Source organism: Paraglaciecola polaris LMG 21857, from assembly GCF_000315055.1.
Taxonomy (GTDB): Bacteria; Pseudomonadota; Gammaproteobacteria; order Enterobacterales; family Alteromonadaceae; genus Paraglaciecola; species Paraglaciecola polaris.
Genome location: NZ_BAER01000045.1, coordinates 67,451 through 83,426, shown reverse-complemented (window position 1 = coordinate 83,426; position 15,976 = coordinate 67,451). Strand labels below are relative to the sequence as shown.

At 45.1% G+C, this 15,976-nt stretch carries 12 protein-coding genes; 8 read left to right on the top strand and 4 right to left on the bottom strand.

What is annotated here, in order from left to right; genetic code table 11:
* Positions 1-14 precede the first annotated feature (14 nt).
* Entirely contained in the window at positions 15-1,904 is a 1,890-nt protein-coding gene (gene secD, locus GPLA_RS09940) for a protein translocase subunit SecD (protein WP_007104758.1), read from the top strand.
* Entirely contained in the window at positions 1,901-2,860 is a 960-nt protein-coding gene (gene secF / locus GPLA_RS09935) for a protein translocase subunit SecF (protein WP_007104757.1), read from the top strand. Before secD ends, secF begins: the two co-directional genes overlap by 4 nt.
* 114 nt (positions 2,861-2,974) lie before the next feature.
* Here the strand turns inward: secF and recQ are convergent, their stop codons facing one another.
* Positions 2,975-5,164: a DNA helicase RecQ gene (recQ, locus tag GPLA_RS09930; RefSeq protein WP_007104756.1), complete on the bottom strand. Its 2,190-nt coding sequence runs from the start codon at positions 5,162-5,164 to the stop codon at positions 2,975-2,977.
* Between the two features lie 350 nt (positions 5,165-5,514).
* Here recQ and GPLA_RS09925 point away from each other — a divergent pair, with 350 nt between their 5' ends.
* Positions 5,515-6,135 (top strand): 3'-5' exonuclease, encoded by a 621-nt coding sequence (locus tag GPLA_RS09925; protein WP_007104755.1) that lies wholly within the window; start codon positions 5,515-5,517, stop codon positions 6,133-6,135.
* 64 nt (positions 6,136-6,199) lie between these two features.
* On the opposite strand, the gene GPLA_RS09920 is transcribed toward GPLA_RS09925, so the two are convergent.
* Positions 6,200-7,000 carry an RMD1 family protein gene (locus GPLA_RS09920; protein WP_007104754.1) on the bottom strand — a complete coding sequence of 267 codons (801 nt, stop codon included), beginning with the start codon at positions 6,998-7,000 and terminating at the stop codon, positions 6,200-6,202.
* A 319-nt stretch (positions 7,001-7,319) separates the two neighbouring features.
* Positions 7,320-8,669 carry a glutathione-disulfide reductase gene (gorA, locus tag GPLA_RS09915; protein ID WP_007104753.1) on the bottom strand — a complete coding sequence of 450 codons (1,350 nt, stop codon included), beginning with the start codon at positions 8,667-8,669 and terminating at the stop codon, positions 7,320-7,322.
* Positions 8,670-8,936: 267 nt separating this feature from the next.
* Here gorA and prlC point away from each other — a divergent pair, with 267 nt between their 5' ends.
* The 5 genes from prlC to ubiB all read left to right on the top strand — a co-directional run bounded on the left by prlC (position 8,937) and on the right by ubiB (position 14,958).
* Positions 8,937-10,976 (top strand): oligopeptidase A, encoded by a 2,040-nt coding sequence (gene prlC, locus GPLA_RS09910; RefSeq protein WP_007104752.1) that lies wholly within the window; start codon positions 8,937-8,939, stop codon positions 10,974-10,976.
* 35 nt (positions 10,977-11,011) lie between these two features.
* On the top strand, positions 11,012-11,719 hold the full coding sequence (locus GPLA_RS09905) for a DNA-3-methyladenine glycosylase I (protein WP_007104751.1): 708 nt from the start codon (positions 11,012-11,014) through the stop codon (positions 11,717-11,719).
* A gap of 146 nt (positions 11,720-11,865) precedes the next feature.
* Positions 11,866-12,678, top strand: coding sequence for a bifunctional demethylmenaquinone methyltransferase/2-methoxy-6-polyprenyl-1,4-benzoquinol methylase UbiE (ubiE, locus tag GPLA_RS09900; RefSeq protein WP_007104750.1), 813 nt, complete (start codon positions 11,866-11,868; stop codon positions 12,676-12,678).
* Positions 12,679-13,320, top strand: coding sequence for a ubiquinone biosynthesis accessory factor UbiJ (locus GPLA_RS09895; protein WP_007104749.1), 642 nt, complete (start codon positions 12,679-12,681; stop codon positions 13,318-13,320).
* Positions 13,321-13,323: 3 nt separating this feature from the next.
* A complete protein-coding gene (ubiB, locus tag GPLA_RS09890; protein WP_007104748.1) occupies positions 13,324-14,958 on the top strand; it encodes a ubiquinone biosynthesis regulatory protein kinase UbiB in 1,635 nt (544 codons plus the stop codon).
* A 35-nt stretch (positions 14,959-14,993) separates the two neighbouring features.
* Here the strand turns inward: ubiB and GPLA_RS09885 are convergent, their stop codons facing one another.
* Entirely contained in the window at positions 14,994-15,971 is a 978-nt protein-coding gene (locus GPLA_RS09885; RefSeq protein ID WP_007104747.1) for a hypothetical protein, read from the bottom strand.
* Positions 15,972-15,976 lie beyond the last annotated feature (5 nt).

Here is a 15,976-nt window from a genome sequence, read left to right as displayed (position 1 = left end):
AAAAGAGAACGAAAATGCGTAAAACAACAGCAAAACCCAAGCATACTTGGCAAATTTTAGTGATCATTATTACCGTGGTCATTCTGGGATTAAACGCCATACCTACTTTATACGGTAACAATAACGCCTTGTTGGTCAGTGGCGTGAATTCAACTCAACCCTTGCCCAGCATCCAGCAATTACGTGATGTAATGCTGCAACAAAACATTCAAGTAAAGCAAATCATCAATGGCGACGCAGATAGCAAAATCGTTATCGATGGTGATGATGAAGCACTTGTTCACGCCCAACAACAGCTAAAAAGTGAATTAGGTGACGACTATCAAGTACGTCTTGGTAATCAATCTGCAGCACCTAAGTGGTTACAAGAGCTCGGCATGTCACCTATCAAGTTGGGCTTAGACTTAAGCGGTGGTGTGCTGTTCGTATTGGAAGTGGATACCGACAGAGCCGACCAAGAACGTCTAGCGAATGCGAAAGATGAAACCTTGCAGATCATTCATGACCATGGTCTTCGGGGCATGAGCGTAAAAATGGCTGGCACCGAGAATAACCTTGTCAGCAAAGCCGATGTCACAACCAAGAACCCAGTAGCGCAAACTGAGACTGAAGGGAAACTTGACCTGCATTTTCTCAGTCATCAAGCAGCAAAAGTAAAAGCCGTCGTCACCGACCTACAACAACGCCTGCCTGGCATAACATACTCTAAAACAGGTGAGCGCAGCGCTACGCTGGCATTTTCAGAGCAAAGTATCACCACTTTTCACCACGAAATTATGGCTCAAGCGTTGACTACATTGCGTGGTCGCATCGAAGAGCTCGGCATTACTGAAGCGGTAACCCAGCGTCAAGGACAAAGCCGAATTCGCATTGAATTACCTGGCGTGAAGGATCCCGAGCAAGCAAAACGCATTATTGGTGCCACTGCATCATTGGATTTTTATGAAATGGCGAATAGCGGCACCATGGGTGCCAAGAGCTTTACCGATGAAGATGGTCGTCATTTGCGAGTCGCCCCCAAACCGATATTTACCGGTTCAAACATTGAAAATGCCAACTCTGGACGAGATGAAATGGGCATTGCTCTTGTCAATCTGACTCTTGATGGCATAGGCGGCAAAAAGATGTCTGAATTTTCCAGAGATAACATCGGCAACCCCATGGTAACTATATTCTCTGAATACCATAAAAACAGTGCTGATGAGATGATCAAAAATAGTCGTGTTATCAGCGTGGCGACCATCCAAAGTCAATTGGGCAATCGCTTTAGCATCACTGGTTTAGACAGCCCTCAAGCTGCATCTGATCTGGCCTTGTTATTGCGCGCAGGCTCGCTTGACGCCCCCATTACCATAGTTCAGCAACGCACCATTCAAGCCTCCTTGGGCAAAGAAAATGTAAACAACGGTATTATGGCGTTAGCCATTGGCTTGGGTATCACCTTGGTATTTATGGGTTTGTGGTACCGCAAATTAGGACTGATTGCCAACACCTCTTTGGTACTGAACCTAGTTTGTTTGTTGGGCTTAATGGCCTTGTTACCTAATGTGGTGCTTACCTTACCCGGCATTGCAGGACTCGTGCTCACGGTGGGCATGGCAGTAGATACCAATGTGCTCATTTTTGAGCGCATAAAAGAAGAACGAAAACGAGGGCGAAGTAACTTTCTAGCCATTGAAACTGGCTACAAGGAGGCATTTGCAACCATTCTAGATGCCAACGTGACCACCATGATAACCGCGCTCATTTTACTCAGTATTGGCTACGGTCCGGTCAAAGGTTTCGCCATGACCTTAAGTTTAGGCATTCTAACCAGCATGTTCACAGGCGTATTTGTCGCCCACGTACTGACATATATTGTTAAACCGCAAATCGCTGTTAAACAAAAGGAGCTAAAAGCATGAGCAATACATCGATTATCAGCGACAAGCAAAAATCCACAGCGGATATCACGCCATTAGCATTGTTTAGCAAATACCGTTTGGCAGGTTTTTATCTAGCCATCAGCTTAATAGTACTGTCTATCATCGGACTGGGTTTTAAAGGATTAAATTTAGGACTCGATTTTACCGGTGGCTATATGACTGAATTCACCACCTCACTAAGTATCGACAAGGGTCAAATGCAAACGCAGTTGGCTACGCATTTAAGCGGTGATTTTGAGTTAAATAGCGGTGCAGCCAATACCCAATGGACGATCCGTCAAACGGACGGCACGGCCCATGTTATCGACAAAGACTGGTTAAACAATTTCGCGACCCAAAGCGGTTACGATATTACTCCACAAGACTCTGTCTACATAGGTTCACAAGTTGGTTCTGAGCTCATTGATAACGGGGGTTTAGCGTTATTAGTCGCGGCTATTGCCATGATGGTGTATTTAACTTGGCGCTTCGAATGGCGCTTAGCTTGCGGCTCGTTAGTGGCATTGGTACATGATGTTCTGGTGGTGTTAGGCTTATTTTCTTGGCTAGGCCTACCCTTTGATTTGACCGTATTGGCAGCAGTACTCGCTATCATCGGTTACTCACTGAATGACTCTATTGTTATCGGTGATAAGTTGCGTGAAGTCATGCGTTCCAAAACCAATATGAACATGAGTGACATAGTGGATAGCGCAGTCAAATCGACGCTAACTCGCTCGCTTATAACATCAGGCACCACGCTAGCAACGATAGGCACCATCTGGATATTCGGCGGCCAGCCATTACAAGCTTTCGCCATCGCGCTTTTTGCTGGAGTGGTATTCGGTACGCTATCTTCAATTGCAGTATCAGCAACTATTCCGCAACTGATTGGCCTAAACCCAGAGTTTTACCAGCATCGCGCTCAAGAGCTGCTGGTCAACGACGAGCCATAAACTCTGGTCAACTTACAGGCTGAATAACATATACAAACGCCCACTAAGCTGGGCGTTTTGGTATTCAAAACCTAAAAATTACCGCTGTAATTAGCCGTAATATCAGCCTTCTCGCTAGTTCTTTGGCACACTATTGAGATAGTAAATACGCAAAAGATGAAGCTGCTCATACGTCAGTATTCCGTTAAGGCTATCGTAAATGGGTTTTAAACGTTCTTCACCATGCTCATTAAAGGCTGCCATGACTTGCTCAATGCTTGCTTGGCTCAGCTGCCTCACCTCAAGCACTTGCTCAGGGATCGTTAACGTATTACCTTGCTGCACATAGCGATACAAATGGTTAATTATGGTAGCGGGCTTTACTTTGCCTTGCTCAGCTAACTGCCCAATGGATTGCCCCGCTTCAAAAGCGTGAACTATGGCTAAGCTTTTAGCCCCCATGGACGATTGACTAGATTTAGTTGGACTAACACTTGTGGCTGGCTGCTCGTTAGTCACCTCTTGGAGGTCATGCTGTTGGCAATAGTCAGCGATTAAAGCCAAAAAGCGTTCGCCGTATTTATCTAACTTACCTTGACCAACACCATGAATGCGTAATAGGTTTTGTGCATTTTGAGGTAAAAAATAAGCCATCTCATTCAACGTGCGATCGGCAAAAACCGCATATGGAGGCAGATTAGCAGCATCGGCTAACTGTTTACGCTGTGCCTTAAGTATCTGCATCAGTCCTGCATCCCCAGGCTTAGAAAATGTTTTTCCGCTACTATGACTTTGCCCTACAGGTTGCTGTAATAAAGCGAAAAAAGGCGCATTTCCTTTTAATATTTCGCCTGCTTGTTGGGTTAACTTTAAGCCACCAAATTGTTCATCTTGGCGCAGCAGTCCTTTTTGGATCATTTGCCGGGACAGAGTCATCCACTGTTTTTTTGTGAATTCATTACCAATATTGTAGGTCGACAGCATATTGTGTTGATTTTGTAGAACTTTTTCGGCGTTTGAACCACGTAACACATCAATAATATGGCTTGCCCCAAAACGCTCGCCGGTGCGATACACACAAGACAAGAATTTTTGTGCCGACACAGTTAAGTCTGACTTATCTTTAGGCTGATTAGTGCAGTTATCACACTTGTGGCACTTTTCAGGTAGCTCTTTTTCACCAAAATATTGCAGTAAAGGTAGACGCCGGCACTCCTCGGTTTCAGCCAACGCCAACATCTGATTAAGGTGCATATTAGCGAGACGTTTTTCTTGCTCATTCGACATTTGCTCGATAAAAAAGCGGACTTTGCCTGTATCGCCATATCCAAACAACAACAGACAGTCAGCGTCTAGTCCATCACGGCCCGCTCGGCCAATTTGCTGATAGTAACCTTCAATATTCTTGGGTAAATCGTAATGCAAAACGTAACGCACGTCGGGTTTATTAATGCCCATTCCAAAGGCAATCGTCGCCACAATAATCTGCACATCGTCTCGAATAAAGCGCTCTTGATAATCACTGCGTTTCACGTTATTTAAACCTGCGTGATATGCCAATGCAGAATACCCGTCGTGTTGTAATTTGGCCGTGAGATCATCGACACCTGAACGAGATTGACAGTAAATAATCCCCGATTGCTCAGGATGCTGCTCAATAAACGTCTTGGCCTGCTGATAAGGATTATCTTTGGGCAGTACTTCAATGTATAAGTTTGGTCGGTCAAAACTGGCAATATACTCGCTACTCTGAGCGATGTGCAGTTGACGCTTAATATCTTCTCTGACTCTGGGTGTTGCCGTGGCGGTTAACGCTATACATACTGCGCTTGGGAATCGCTCAAGCAATTGATTAAGCTGGCGATATTCAGGGCGAAAATCATGTCCCCATTCAGAGATACAGTGCGCTTCATCAATCGCAATACACGCCACATTAACCCTGCCCAATAATCCCAATATGCTGTTCTGCAATACCGTTTCTGGGGCTAAAAACAGCAGTTTAACTTTTTGTTGCTCAATGGCATTCACATTGTCTTGATAATCGTCTTTAGACAAAGAGCTATTCAACATACAAGTCGGCACGGCAAGCTCATTGAGCTGTCTCACTTGATCTTGCATCAAAGAAATAAGCGGTGAAATAACAACCGTTAATCCCTCAAACACTATTCCTGGAATTTGATAACACAGTGACTTACCGCCGCCTGTGGGCATAATTGCCAAGGTATTCTGCTGATTTAACACATTAGCAATAATGGCTTGTTGTGATTCGCGAAATTGGTCAAAGCCAAACACACTTTTGAGGACATGACTCGCTTGATTGAGCATAGGATAACTTCCTTAATGAAGCGCAAAGTGTAAATGAAGTATTAATGCAGCCTAGACATTAACGATAAAAAATTGAACCACACGGTAACACCTACAAAAGCAGATGCATAACGTCCTAATTAACCAGCCATATTAAACAAAACATGGTTACACTTGGCGTTCAATAATCCAGTGCATTAACATAGCGGGTACTTAACAAAATCAACAAACACGTTATAGATTTTTCTTTTCCCCCTCGCCATTGAACGTTACCGATATAGGTATTGTTAGTATGTCAAACATCTAATTTTAACCAGACACTAATCGTTTTTGCTAACATACCCATCCTATTCGACCCAGGTAACCTTTACATGACGCAACTTTGTGCCGACTCTCTTATTGTCCTCGATTTTGAAACCACTGGCCTGTCACCCGATATGGGCGATAGAGCTATCGAAATAGGGGCGGTTCGGCTTGAAAAGGGTGAAGTCGTCGAACGCTTTCAAGCGCTGATGAACCCCGGCAGACGGATCAGTGCTTTTATCGAAAATTACACCGGTATCACTAACCAGATGTTAAGCAAGGCAGCGCCGTGTGACGAGGTCATGGATGAATTTGCTCACTTCATGGCTGGCAGTAACCTTGTGGCCCATAATGCGTCTTTTGATAAACGCTTTTTAGATGCCGAATTGCGCCGTATATCGCGACCTTACACAGGCTCCTTTGCTTGTTCATTGCTGCTTGCAAGGCGTTTATATCAACACGCCCCAAATCATAAATTAGGCTCGTTAATTAGCTACAAAAACATTCCGGCCCAGGGTGACTTCCACAGAGCGTTATTCGATTCAGAAATGACCGCGAAATTATGGATGACAATGTTAGACGATATAGCCGTGCAAACTGCGCAAAAAGACGTGCCATTTACCTTAATTCAAAAGCTTAGTAAAACACCCAAGAATGCAGTAAATAAGCTACTGTCTGCAATGTCATAAAAGTTGGCGTCTAGACAATAAAAAAGCCCGCTTTTTAGCGGGCTAAAATTAATTATTTACGCGGTTAGAACCCCAATAATAACTGCAGCTCTTTCGCGCCGAACATCACTATTTCTACCGCAATCAAAATGATAATGATCCATTCTAAAAATGAAGAATGTTGATGTTTTTGCTCATCGGCTAACATGTCGAACAATTCATGAATTGTGGCTAATTTCTTGGATAACAACTCAACTCGTTGATGAATTTCCAAGTAACGCGCCGCTAAGTTATAGGTGCTCTCGTATTCAGGGTATTCCCAGAAAAACTCAGGGGTATCAAGCAAACCATAATGCAAAATAATATCGCTTTTTGTGCTATACAGCTTACCGCGAATTTTCGCTATGTTACGTCGCGATAACTCAATTTTGCCCGTCTCAGCTAAGGCTTGAGGAATATGAGCGTGATCTTGGATCGTCTGCTGCGCTTGGCCTTCATATTCATTTAGCTTCAATGATTGCGCCAACGCATGACTCACTGCCAAACGCGACAATGGATCGTCCTGAGTCAAACTAATGTTGTCTCGGCTAATGCGTGCTTCTGGGGCATTTAGGGTAAAGCGAAAATGCTCCTGGCTGGCTGACGTTAACAAACCTTCGGCTAAATTAAGACGATGTAACAAGGCTAAACGCTCGTCTTCATCGACTCCCCAGAAAATGGCAATACCATAATCAAACAGCCACACCTCACCACCCGGTAAAGCGATGTGTACCGCATCACGATAACGCGCACCGCGCTCCGCATTCAGCCAATCCTGCTCAGAGCTTAAAATAGACTCTTCATTGCCCAAATAAATCGCTGAAATACGATTATTACTAAAGTTCACAAATGTCCGGTAGGCCAGTGGCCAGTAAGATAAAATCGGCGCTAATGTAAGGCCGAATTCAATCCTTGTACAGTAGAATTTTTACACGATTTGAAAATATTTTTGAGCCGTCAAACCCCTTCAAACGTTAGGCCTATTTAGCCATTACATTATCGCTCTAGGGTTAACCTTTTCAGTATAAATTGCTGTGTTACTGGCCCATTATTCAGGCAATAAAAAACGCCCATGTTATACAAGATAACAGGGCGCTTTTGGTCATACTTATATGTGGTAGTCCTATGCGTTTTTCAAACCTCGCATCGGCCCAATAACAGAATGATTAGTTCAAGGTGACAAATTCTTCTGCACTGGTGGGGTGAATAGCCACACAGGCGTCGAAGTCAGCTTTGGTCGCGCCCATTTTCATGGCAACACCAAAGCCTTGTAGTATCTCGTCCATGCCGTAGCCAATACCATGCAGACCCACAACTTTTTGATTGTCACCGACACAGACCAGTTTCATACGTGTCATTTGTCTGTGGCTGGTCAACGCAGTGTACATAGCCGCAAAACTCGAGTTATATACTTTGACGTTGTCTTTACCAAACTCCGCCTCAGCTTCTAGCTCGGTCAAGCCCATCGTCCCAATCGCCGGATGGCTAAATACGACCGTGGGGATAAGAGTGTAATCCATATGCGCGTCGGTTTGCCCGTTAAATAAGCGCTCTGACAACAAACGACCGGCTTTCACTGCTACTGGGGTCAGTTCAACTTTACCTATGTTATCGCCCACGGCATAAATACCGTCAATATTGGTATTCTGAAATTTATCTACCGCGACATAACCACGTTCATTAACGGTTACACCCGCTTTATCAAGCCCCATATTGTCGTTAGCCGGCGCTCGGCCAATGGCCCAAATAACACAATCCGCTTCAAGCTTTTCACCACATTCGAAGGTCAGTGTTAAGCTGCCATCTTGATTTTTTTCCAGTTTTTCTGGATTACGATGTGTATGCAAAGTCGGGCCATCTTGGGCCATTATTTCAACTAGGGTTTCGCTCAGCATAGTATCGAACGAACGCAAAGGGGCATGTTTGCGCACAACTAAATGCGTTTCACTGCCCAGCGAATGCAATACGCCAGCTAATTCAACTGCGATATAACCCGCCCCCACTACCACAACACGCTTAGGCTGCTCGGTTAGCTCAAAGAAACCGTCTGAATCAATGCCCAGCTCCGCGCCAGGAATGCTTGGGGTAACAGGACGACCACCAGTGGCAATCAGAATATGATCTGCGGTGTACTGTTTACCATCAACTTCAACGGTATTCTTATCCACGAAGCGAGCAAAGCCATTGATAACCGTAATGTCATTATTACCTAACACACGGTCATAGGATGCATGAATACGCTTGATATAAGCTTCACGGCTCTCCACTAACTTTTTCCAGTCAAATTTATTCACCGTTACGTCAAAGCCGTAATCGGCTGCATAATGATTAATAGCCTCAGCCACTTGAGCACCAAACCACATGGCTTTTTTCGGTACACAACCGACGTTAACGCACGTGCCGCCGATATGGCGTGCTTCAATCAAGGCCACTTTTTTACCATGCTTACTTGCTCGGTTCGCTGAAGCGATACCGCCACTGCCGCCGCCGATACAAATATAATCAAAATCTGCCATTTCTACTTATCCTAAATTAATGAGCTCTGACTACACGATATAAGGTTAGCCACCACAAAGACAAATGAATTTTCTAATCGGCTTAATCGATATTAGAAAATCCTTGCTCAATAGACCCAGCATTGATGAATTAACTTACACAGCCATGAAACAGAATTTATTTGCGGACCAAGCAAATCATTTAAGGCTAGTTTCATCAATACACTTGAATTTAAACCTCTCCCCCCTTACTTATTACTCATCATTTTGTTGACCAAAGAGTTCACTATGTCACTAAGCCCGCTGCAAGATTTATCTGGATTACCGCGTTTTTCTGAGATTACCCCAGATCAAATACAACCCGCCGTTGAACAAGCCATTAACGACGCCAAGCAAACAATCGAGACTTTGCTCGCGCAACCGTCTTACAGCTGGGACAATTTTGCCGCCAAGTTAGAAGATAAAGACGATGAGTTTGGCCGTATGTGGTCACCGGTTTCCCATATGAATTCAGTGGTCAGCAACGACGAATTACGCGAAGCTCATGATGCCTGCCTACCACTCTTGTCAGAGTACGCCACCTGGGTAGGTCAACATAAGGGCTTATACCAAGCCTACTTACAGATCCAACAAAGTGCCGAATTCGCTGAACTTGATGAGGCAAAACGCAAAGTCATTGACATCACAGTGCGTGACTTTGAATTATCCGGCGTGGGACTAAATGACGAGAAAAAACAACGTTACGGGGAAATAAAAAGCCGTTTGTCTGATTTATCGTCCACTTTTAGTAACAACGTAATGGATGCCACGCTAGGTTGGCAAAAACACATTACCGATGAATCACTACTTGCGGGCTTACCTGAGTCGGCTCTGGCAGCAGCCAAGCAACTTGCAGAAAGCAAAGAACTAGACGGCTGGTTGTTTACCCTCGATATTCCAAGCTACTTACCCGTCATGATGCATGCCGATAACCACTTGTTGAGAGAAGAAATGTATCGCGCATTTACCACTCGCGCATCGGATCAGGGCCCGAATTCAGGCAAGTGGAATAACGGCCCACTTATCGACGAAACCATGGCTCTGCGTCAAGAATTAGCCCAGTTAATGGACTTTGCTAATTATGCAGAGCACTCTCTAGCAACCAAAATGGCCGAATCGACTAGCCAAGTGAAGGGCTTTTTACACGATCTGGCCGCGCGCTCTAAACCTCAGGCAGAGCAAGACGTTGCTGAACTGGCAGAGTTTGCGAAAAGCCAATATAACCAACCTGAGCTTCAAGCTTGGGACTTCGCTTATTACAGTGAAAAACTTAAAGAACAGAAGTATGCTATTTCTGATGAAGCGTTACGTCCCTATTTTCCCGCACACAAAGCTGTAGATGGCTTGTTCGAAGTCGTCTCTCGTTTATACGGCTTACAGATTGCAGAACGAGAGGGGATCGATAACTGGCACAAAGACGTACGCTTTTTCGATATAAAAGATGCCAGTGGCCAGCTACGGGGCAGTTTTTACCTCGATTTGTACGCCCGGGAACATAAACGTGGCGGCGCTTGGATGGATGAATGTCAAACTCGCCGAGCAAAACCAGATGGCTCAGTGCAATTGCCTGTGGCTTACTTGACCTGTAATTTCAGCGGGCCGGTTGGCAACAAACCGGCATTGTTTACCCACGACGAAGTCATTACCTTGTTTCACGAGTTTGGCCACGGTATTCACCACATGTTGACCCAAATCGACGTAGCGGGCGTATCAGGTATTAATGGTGTGGCATGGGACGCAGTTGAGCTACCCAGTCAGTTCCTTGAGAACTGGTGTTGGCAGCCCGAAGCCTTGGCATTTATCTCAAGTCATTATGAAACGGGCGAACCCTTACCGCAAGATTTACTGGATAAAATGCTGGCCGCGCGTAACTTCCAATCGGCCATGCAAATGGTCCGTCAATTGGAGTTCAGCTTGTTTGATTTTACCTTGCATGAGCAGTACAGCAGCGCGCAAAACACTTCTGTTCAGGCTTTGCTTGATGAAGTACGCAGTGAGGTTTCTGTGGTCATGCCACCAGAATTTAATCGCTTTCAAAATAGCTTTGGGCACATTTTCGCTGGGGGGTATGCCGCAGGCTATTACAGCTACAAATGGGCTGAAGTACTTTCCTCAGATGCGTTTAGTCGCTTTGAAGAAGAAGGTATTTTCAACCCACAAGTCGGCCAAGACTTTTTGCACAACATTCTAGAAAAAGGTGGCAGCAAAGAGCCAATGGAGCTGTTTGTTGCATTTAGAGGACGAGAGCCAAAAGTGGACGCTCTATTGCGCCACAGTGGCATTGAATAACAAGCAATTGAAAATATAACGAAGCAGGAGTCAGGGTGAGCGATAACGTTTTAGCCAATCTGGAAGATTACCAAGCTATTTATCAACGGGCTTGTGAGCGCAAAGGTGGCCCTGGCGCTGTGGAAAGTTTACTCAGTGACCCTTTAACCGACGGTGAAGTCGCCCTACTGGGCGACGATCGCTTTTTAGCTGAATTCAGCAAGAAAGTATTTCAATCTGGATTCGTTTGGCGCGTAGTACGCAACAAGTGGCCCGAATTCGAGCGCCTGTTTTTTGAGTTCAATCTCGACAAAGTATTGCTTATGCCTGATGAGATGCTAGAACAGCGCGCCCAAGACCCTGCCATCATTCGCAATTACAAGAAAGTTCGGACCATACGTGACAACGCCACCCTGATTGATTCAGTGCGCAGAGAGCATGGCAGCTTCGCACAGTTTATCGCTAACTGGCCTGCCACTGACATTATCGGGTTGTGGGCTTATCTAAAAAAGTACGGCGCTCGCTTAGGCGGTAATACAGGGCCTTATGCGTTGCGGGCTATGGGTAAAGACACCTTTTTACTTAGCCGCGATGTCACTGGCTATTTTAGCCAGCGAAACATCATATCAGGCGGGGTGAATTCTAAGCGTAGCCTAAACGCAATTCAGCAAGCGTTTAATCAGCTCCAGCAGCAAAGTGGCCGCTCAATGCAAGCCCTGAGCTTACTTATTGCTATCAGCGTGGGCGACAACCTCTTTTCCTGATAATTAGCCGTTCGTTTGAGCACAGTCCCTGCCTTGCATAGGCAAATAATCTATTGCGTCAAATTGCAGGTATAACAATGTAATTTTTTTAGATTGGCACTGTGAATTTCGTTACACTAGCGCCAAGTGTTTATTAAGGAATTGTCATGAGCGTCAGTGAGAAGCATGCCAGTACAGCGGCCAACCCAAGTGCTAGCAACAAACAAGCCCCAGAATCGACAGAAAAAACTCATTTTGGTTTTCAACAAGTAGATAAAAGCGCCAAAGCATCTATGGTTGCCGAGGTTTTTCAATCTGTTGCTGCCAAGTACGACATCATGAACGATGTCATGTCCTTGGGAATACACCGCTTGTGGAAACGTTTTACCATTGATTGCAGTGGCGCCAGAGCGGGCCATAAAGTGCTTGATTTAGCCGGCGGCACCGGGGATCTAACCGCGAAGTTTTCACGCATTGTAGGTGAAAGCGGTGAAGTGGTTCTAGCGGACATCAATGATGCCATGCTGCGCGTTGGGAGAGATAAACTGCGCGACAAAGGGATTGTCAGTAACGTGAAGTACGTTCAGGCCAACGCCGAAGCGTTACCTTTTCCCGATAACAGTTTTGATATCATCACCATCGCTTTTGGCTTGCGCAATGTCACCGATAAAGACAAGGCTTTAGCGTCCATGTACCGCGTGCTTAAACCGGGCGGACGCTTGTTAGTATTGGAGTTTTCAAAACCGACCAGTGAAGTCTTAAATAAAGTTTACGATGCCTATTCTTTTCATTTGTTGCCAAAAATAGGTGAGTTGGTGGCAAAAGATGGCGACAGTTATAAATATCTAGCTGAATCGATTCGCATGCACCCTGAGCAAGATGTGCTCAAAGACATGATGCAAGGCGCTGGTTTTGAGCAGGTCACTTACCATAATTTGACCGGCGGTATCGTAGCGCTACACCGCGGATTTAAGTTTTAAATGTTAGTCGGGCAATTACTAAGCGCAGGTATTGAGTTAGCCCTTAACCAACTCCTGCAACTCGACCCAGACTGCCAAGGCCGTCTGAAAAAGTTGTCAGGCAAACAGCTGCAGGTCAGCGTAAATGAATTGCCTTGGTCTTTATTATTTACGTTTTCCGGGCAAATTGACGTGAGTGCGCTTGAGCGTAATGAAGAGCAAGCCGCAATGGAGTCAAGCGCTGATTGCCATATCACCCTCGGATTAGGCACCCTTAGTGATCTCAAAGACAGCAGTAAAATCAGTCAGCTCATTCAACAAGGCAAGCTAGATTTAGCCGGCGACATAAATGTTGCACAAGGCTTTAGTAACCTGATGAAAGAGCTAGATATAGACTGGGAAGAGCAGTTATCAAAATATACCGGCGACGTCGTTGCTCATCAAACCTTCAGCAGTGTGAAATCATTTTTCACCAGCGCACAGCAAGAAATAGATAAACTTGCAGCCCAGTTCAGCACACATCTTACTCAGCCTGAAGCCGTGGCTGTCAAGCCCGTAGAAGTGGACGATTTTTGCGAACAAGTCAACGTGCTACGCAGTGCCAGTGACAGACTCGAAGCCCGAATCGATCAATTAATAGCATCACAACAGGACGACCAGTAACCCGTGCGGATCCTTCGTTTATACCAGATCAATAAAGTATTTTTACAACACGGCTTAGATGAGCTTATCCCTGAAAAGTGGTTACCTTGGTACGCCAAACTTGGCCGTTTTGGTTTTTTTTGGCTGCGTAATAAACATCCTGACAAATCCCAAGGGACACGCATTCGGCTCGCCCTTCAATCATTAGGCCCTGTATTCATTAAATTCGGTCAGATGTTGTCTACTCGCAAGGATCTGCTCAGCCAAGATATTGCTAATGAGTTAGCTATATTGCAAGACCAAGTTGCCCCATTTGACAGTGAGGTGGCACAGCAAATTATCCGCCATGCGCTGGGTGTCAGTGATTTACACCAGGTTTTCAGTGAATTTGACCCCAAGCCATTAGCATCCGCATCCATTGCTCAAGTTCATGCCGCCAAATTAATTGGCCGTAGCGAAGAAGTTGTGGTGAAAGTCATTCGGCCAAATATCGGCTCAGCGATACATGCTGATATTCAACTAATGCGTACCTTCGCCAACGCGCTGCAAAAATTATTACCCGATGGAAAGCGCCTACGTCCCGTTGAAGTCGTCGCAGAATACGAAAAAACCATTGTTGGTGAACTAGATTTACTCAATGAGGCGGCTAACGGCATTCAATTTAAGCGCAATTTCGAAAACTCAACTGCGTTATATGTACCACACATATACAGCGACTTTTGCCATGCGAATGTCATGGTGATGGAGCGGATATATGGTACGCCAATATCAGACATTGCCACCTTAGAAGCCCGTGGCACTAACATGAAGAAGTTGGCCGAGCGTGGCGTAGAGGTGTTTTTCACCCAAGTGTTCAGAGACAGTTTTTTTCACGCAGATATGCACCCAGGTAATATTTTCGTTGCGCTGGAAAACCCCGAAGATCCCCAGTACATCACCATTGATTACGGCATAGTGGGGACGCTAAACAGTGAAGATAAACGCTATTTAGCGGAAAACTTTATCGCCTTCTTTAACCGTAATTATCGAAAGGTGGCTGAACTACACGTGGATTCCGGCTGGGTGCCTAGCAATACCAGCATTGACGAATTTGAAGCGTCGATACGCCGAGTCTGCGAGCCCATATTTCAAAAGCCGTTGGCAGAAATTGAATTTAGCAATGTGTTATTGCAGCTATTTAATACCGCTAGACGCTTCAATATGATCATTCAGCCCCAGTTGGTATTATTGCAAAAAACCCTATTGTATATCGAAGGTTTAGGTCGCCAGTTATATCCACAATTAGACTTATGGCAAACCGCTAAACCCTTCCTTGAAAATTGGATGCGTGAACAGATTGGCGTAAAAGCCATGTACAACAAAGTATCAGCGAACTTGCCCTTTTGGTCGGAAAAGCTGCCTGAGATCCCTGACTTAGTGTATGACTCGTTACGCCAAATAAAGCACTATCCGGAACAACAAAAACTGCAATTTGAAAAACAGCAGTGGCAGGTTAAACAACAGCAACGACGTTTAGTATTTACTATTATCGGTGCCACATTGCTGATGATATCCAGTGTCATGCCTCTTTATATTCAGCATTGGTGGATACCTGCAGGCGTCGCTTGTTTGGGCATTATCAGTTGGTTAATTGCCTGGCGTTGCCGGGTCGCTGAATAGCCGCCGAGGACCATAACCACTTTTGATTAATAACCTTAACTGTGACCAAAAAAGCCTTCAACGCGTAATGCTAGGCCATAAGATGGGGCGAAGTGTTCGTCCCTGCGCCATAAAATAAACGGCTCGATTTCGTAAAATAACCATTCACGCAACGCATTTTGACGCCAGCGCACGCTAACATAGTGTTCATTCAAGCGATAATTCGGACGGCTCAACCCTTCAATATAGTACCCACTGATGATCGCGGTCTTTTGGTCAAATTGATGTAAGCTCTGCCAACTATGCCGCCACAGCCAATCTTCCGTTTTATCCCGATAATAAAAATTATTATCGAATCGGTATAAAGTCTCAGTACTTGCGCTGTAATCAAACTTGGTAGAAAAATGGCTGCCAAAACCATCATCGCTGTAGTAATAAATTGAACCTTCGATACGCATTAAGGTATCGTCAGCCAGCGAATAATGATTGCGATAACGGCTTTTAACAAAGGTTTGCAATCCTCTACCCACCCCGATCCGGTGGGAAAACCCACTATCGGGTCGTGATCGCCAGCGCAGGGCGAGGTTTAATCGGTCTTTATCCCCAAAGTTGTCGTCGCGTCCTAAACGCTCATTTCCCAGTTCAGTTTCATCATCGTAATCTGATAACACCACATCTAAACGGTTTTTAAGATTAGGTAACCGAACCCGAACCCGAAACCGATTCTGGAATTGATTGAGTTCCCGGCTGCGTGGCTCCCAGCCAAGTCGGATCCTAGCTTCAGCCTGAGCGGTTTCTTGATGCATTACGCCATCCAGAAAAAAGAAATCATCAAACCAAATTGCTGAGTCTTGTACCGACTGCGCAATGTTCTCGTGCATATCATCGAGCCAATGGTTATCGTCTTTTTGCGCATCTTGTTGTTGCTCACGCTCTTGTGATTGGCATTGAAGTGCAATAGACAGCATGAGCAAAACAATGTAATTGATTTTCAACGTCGCTTTCCCTGTGTTTACATAGTTATTACTGTGCATTGAAA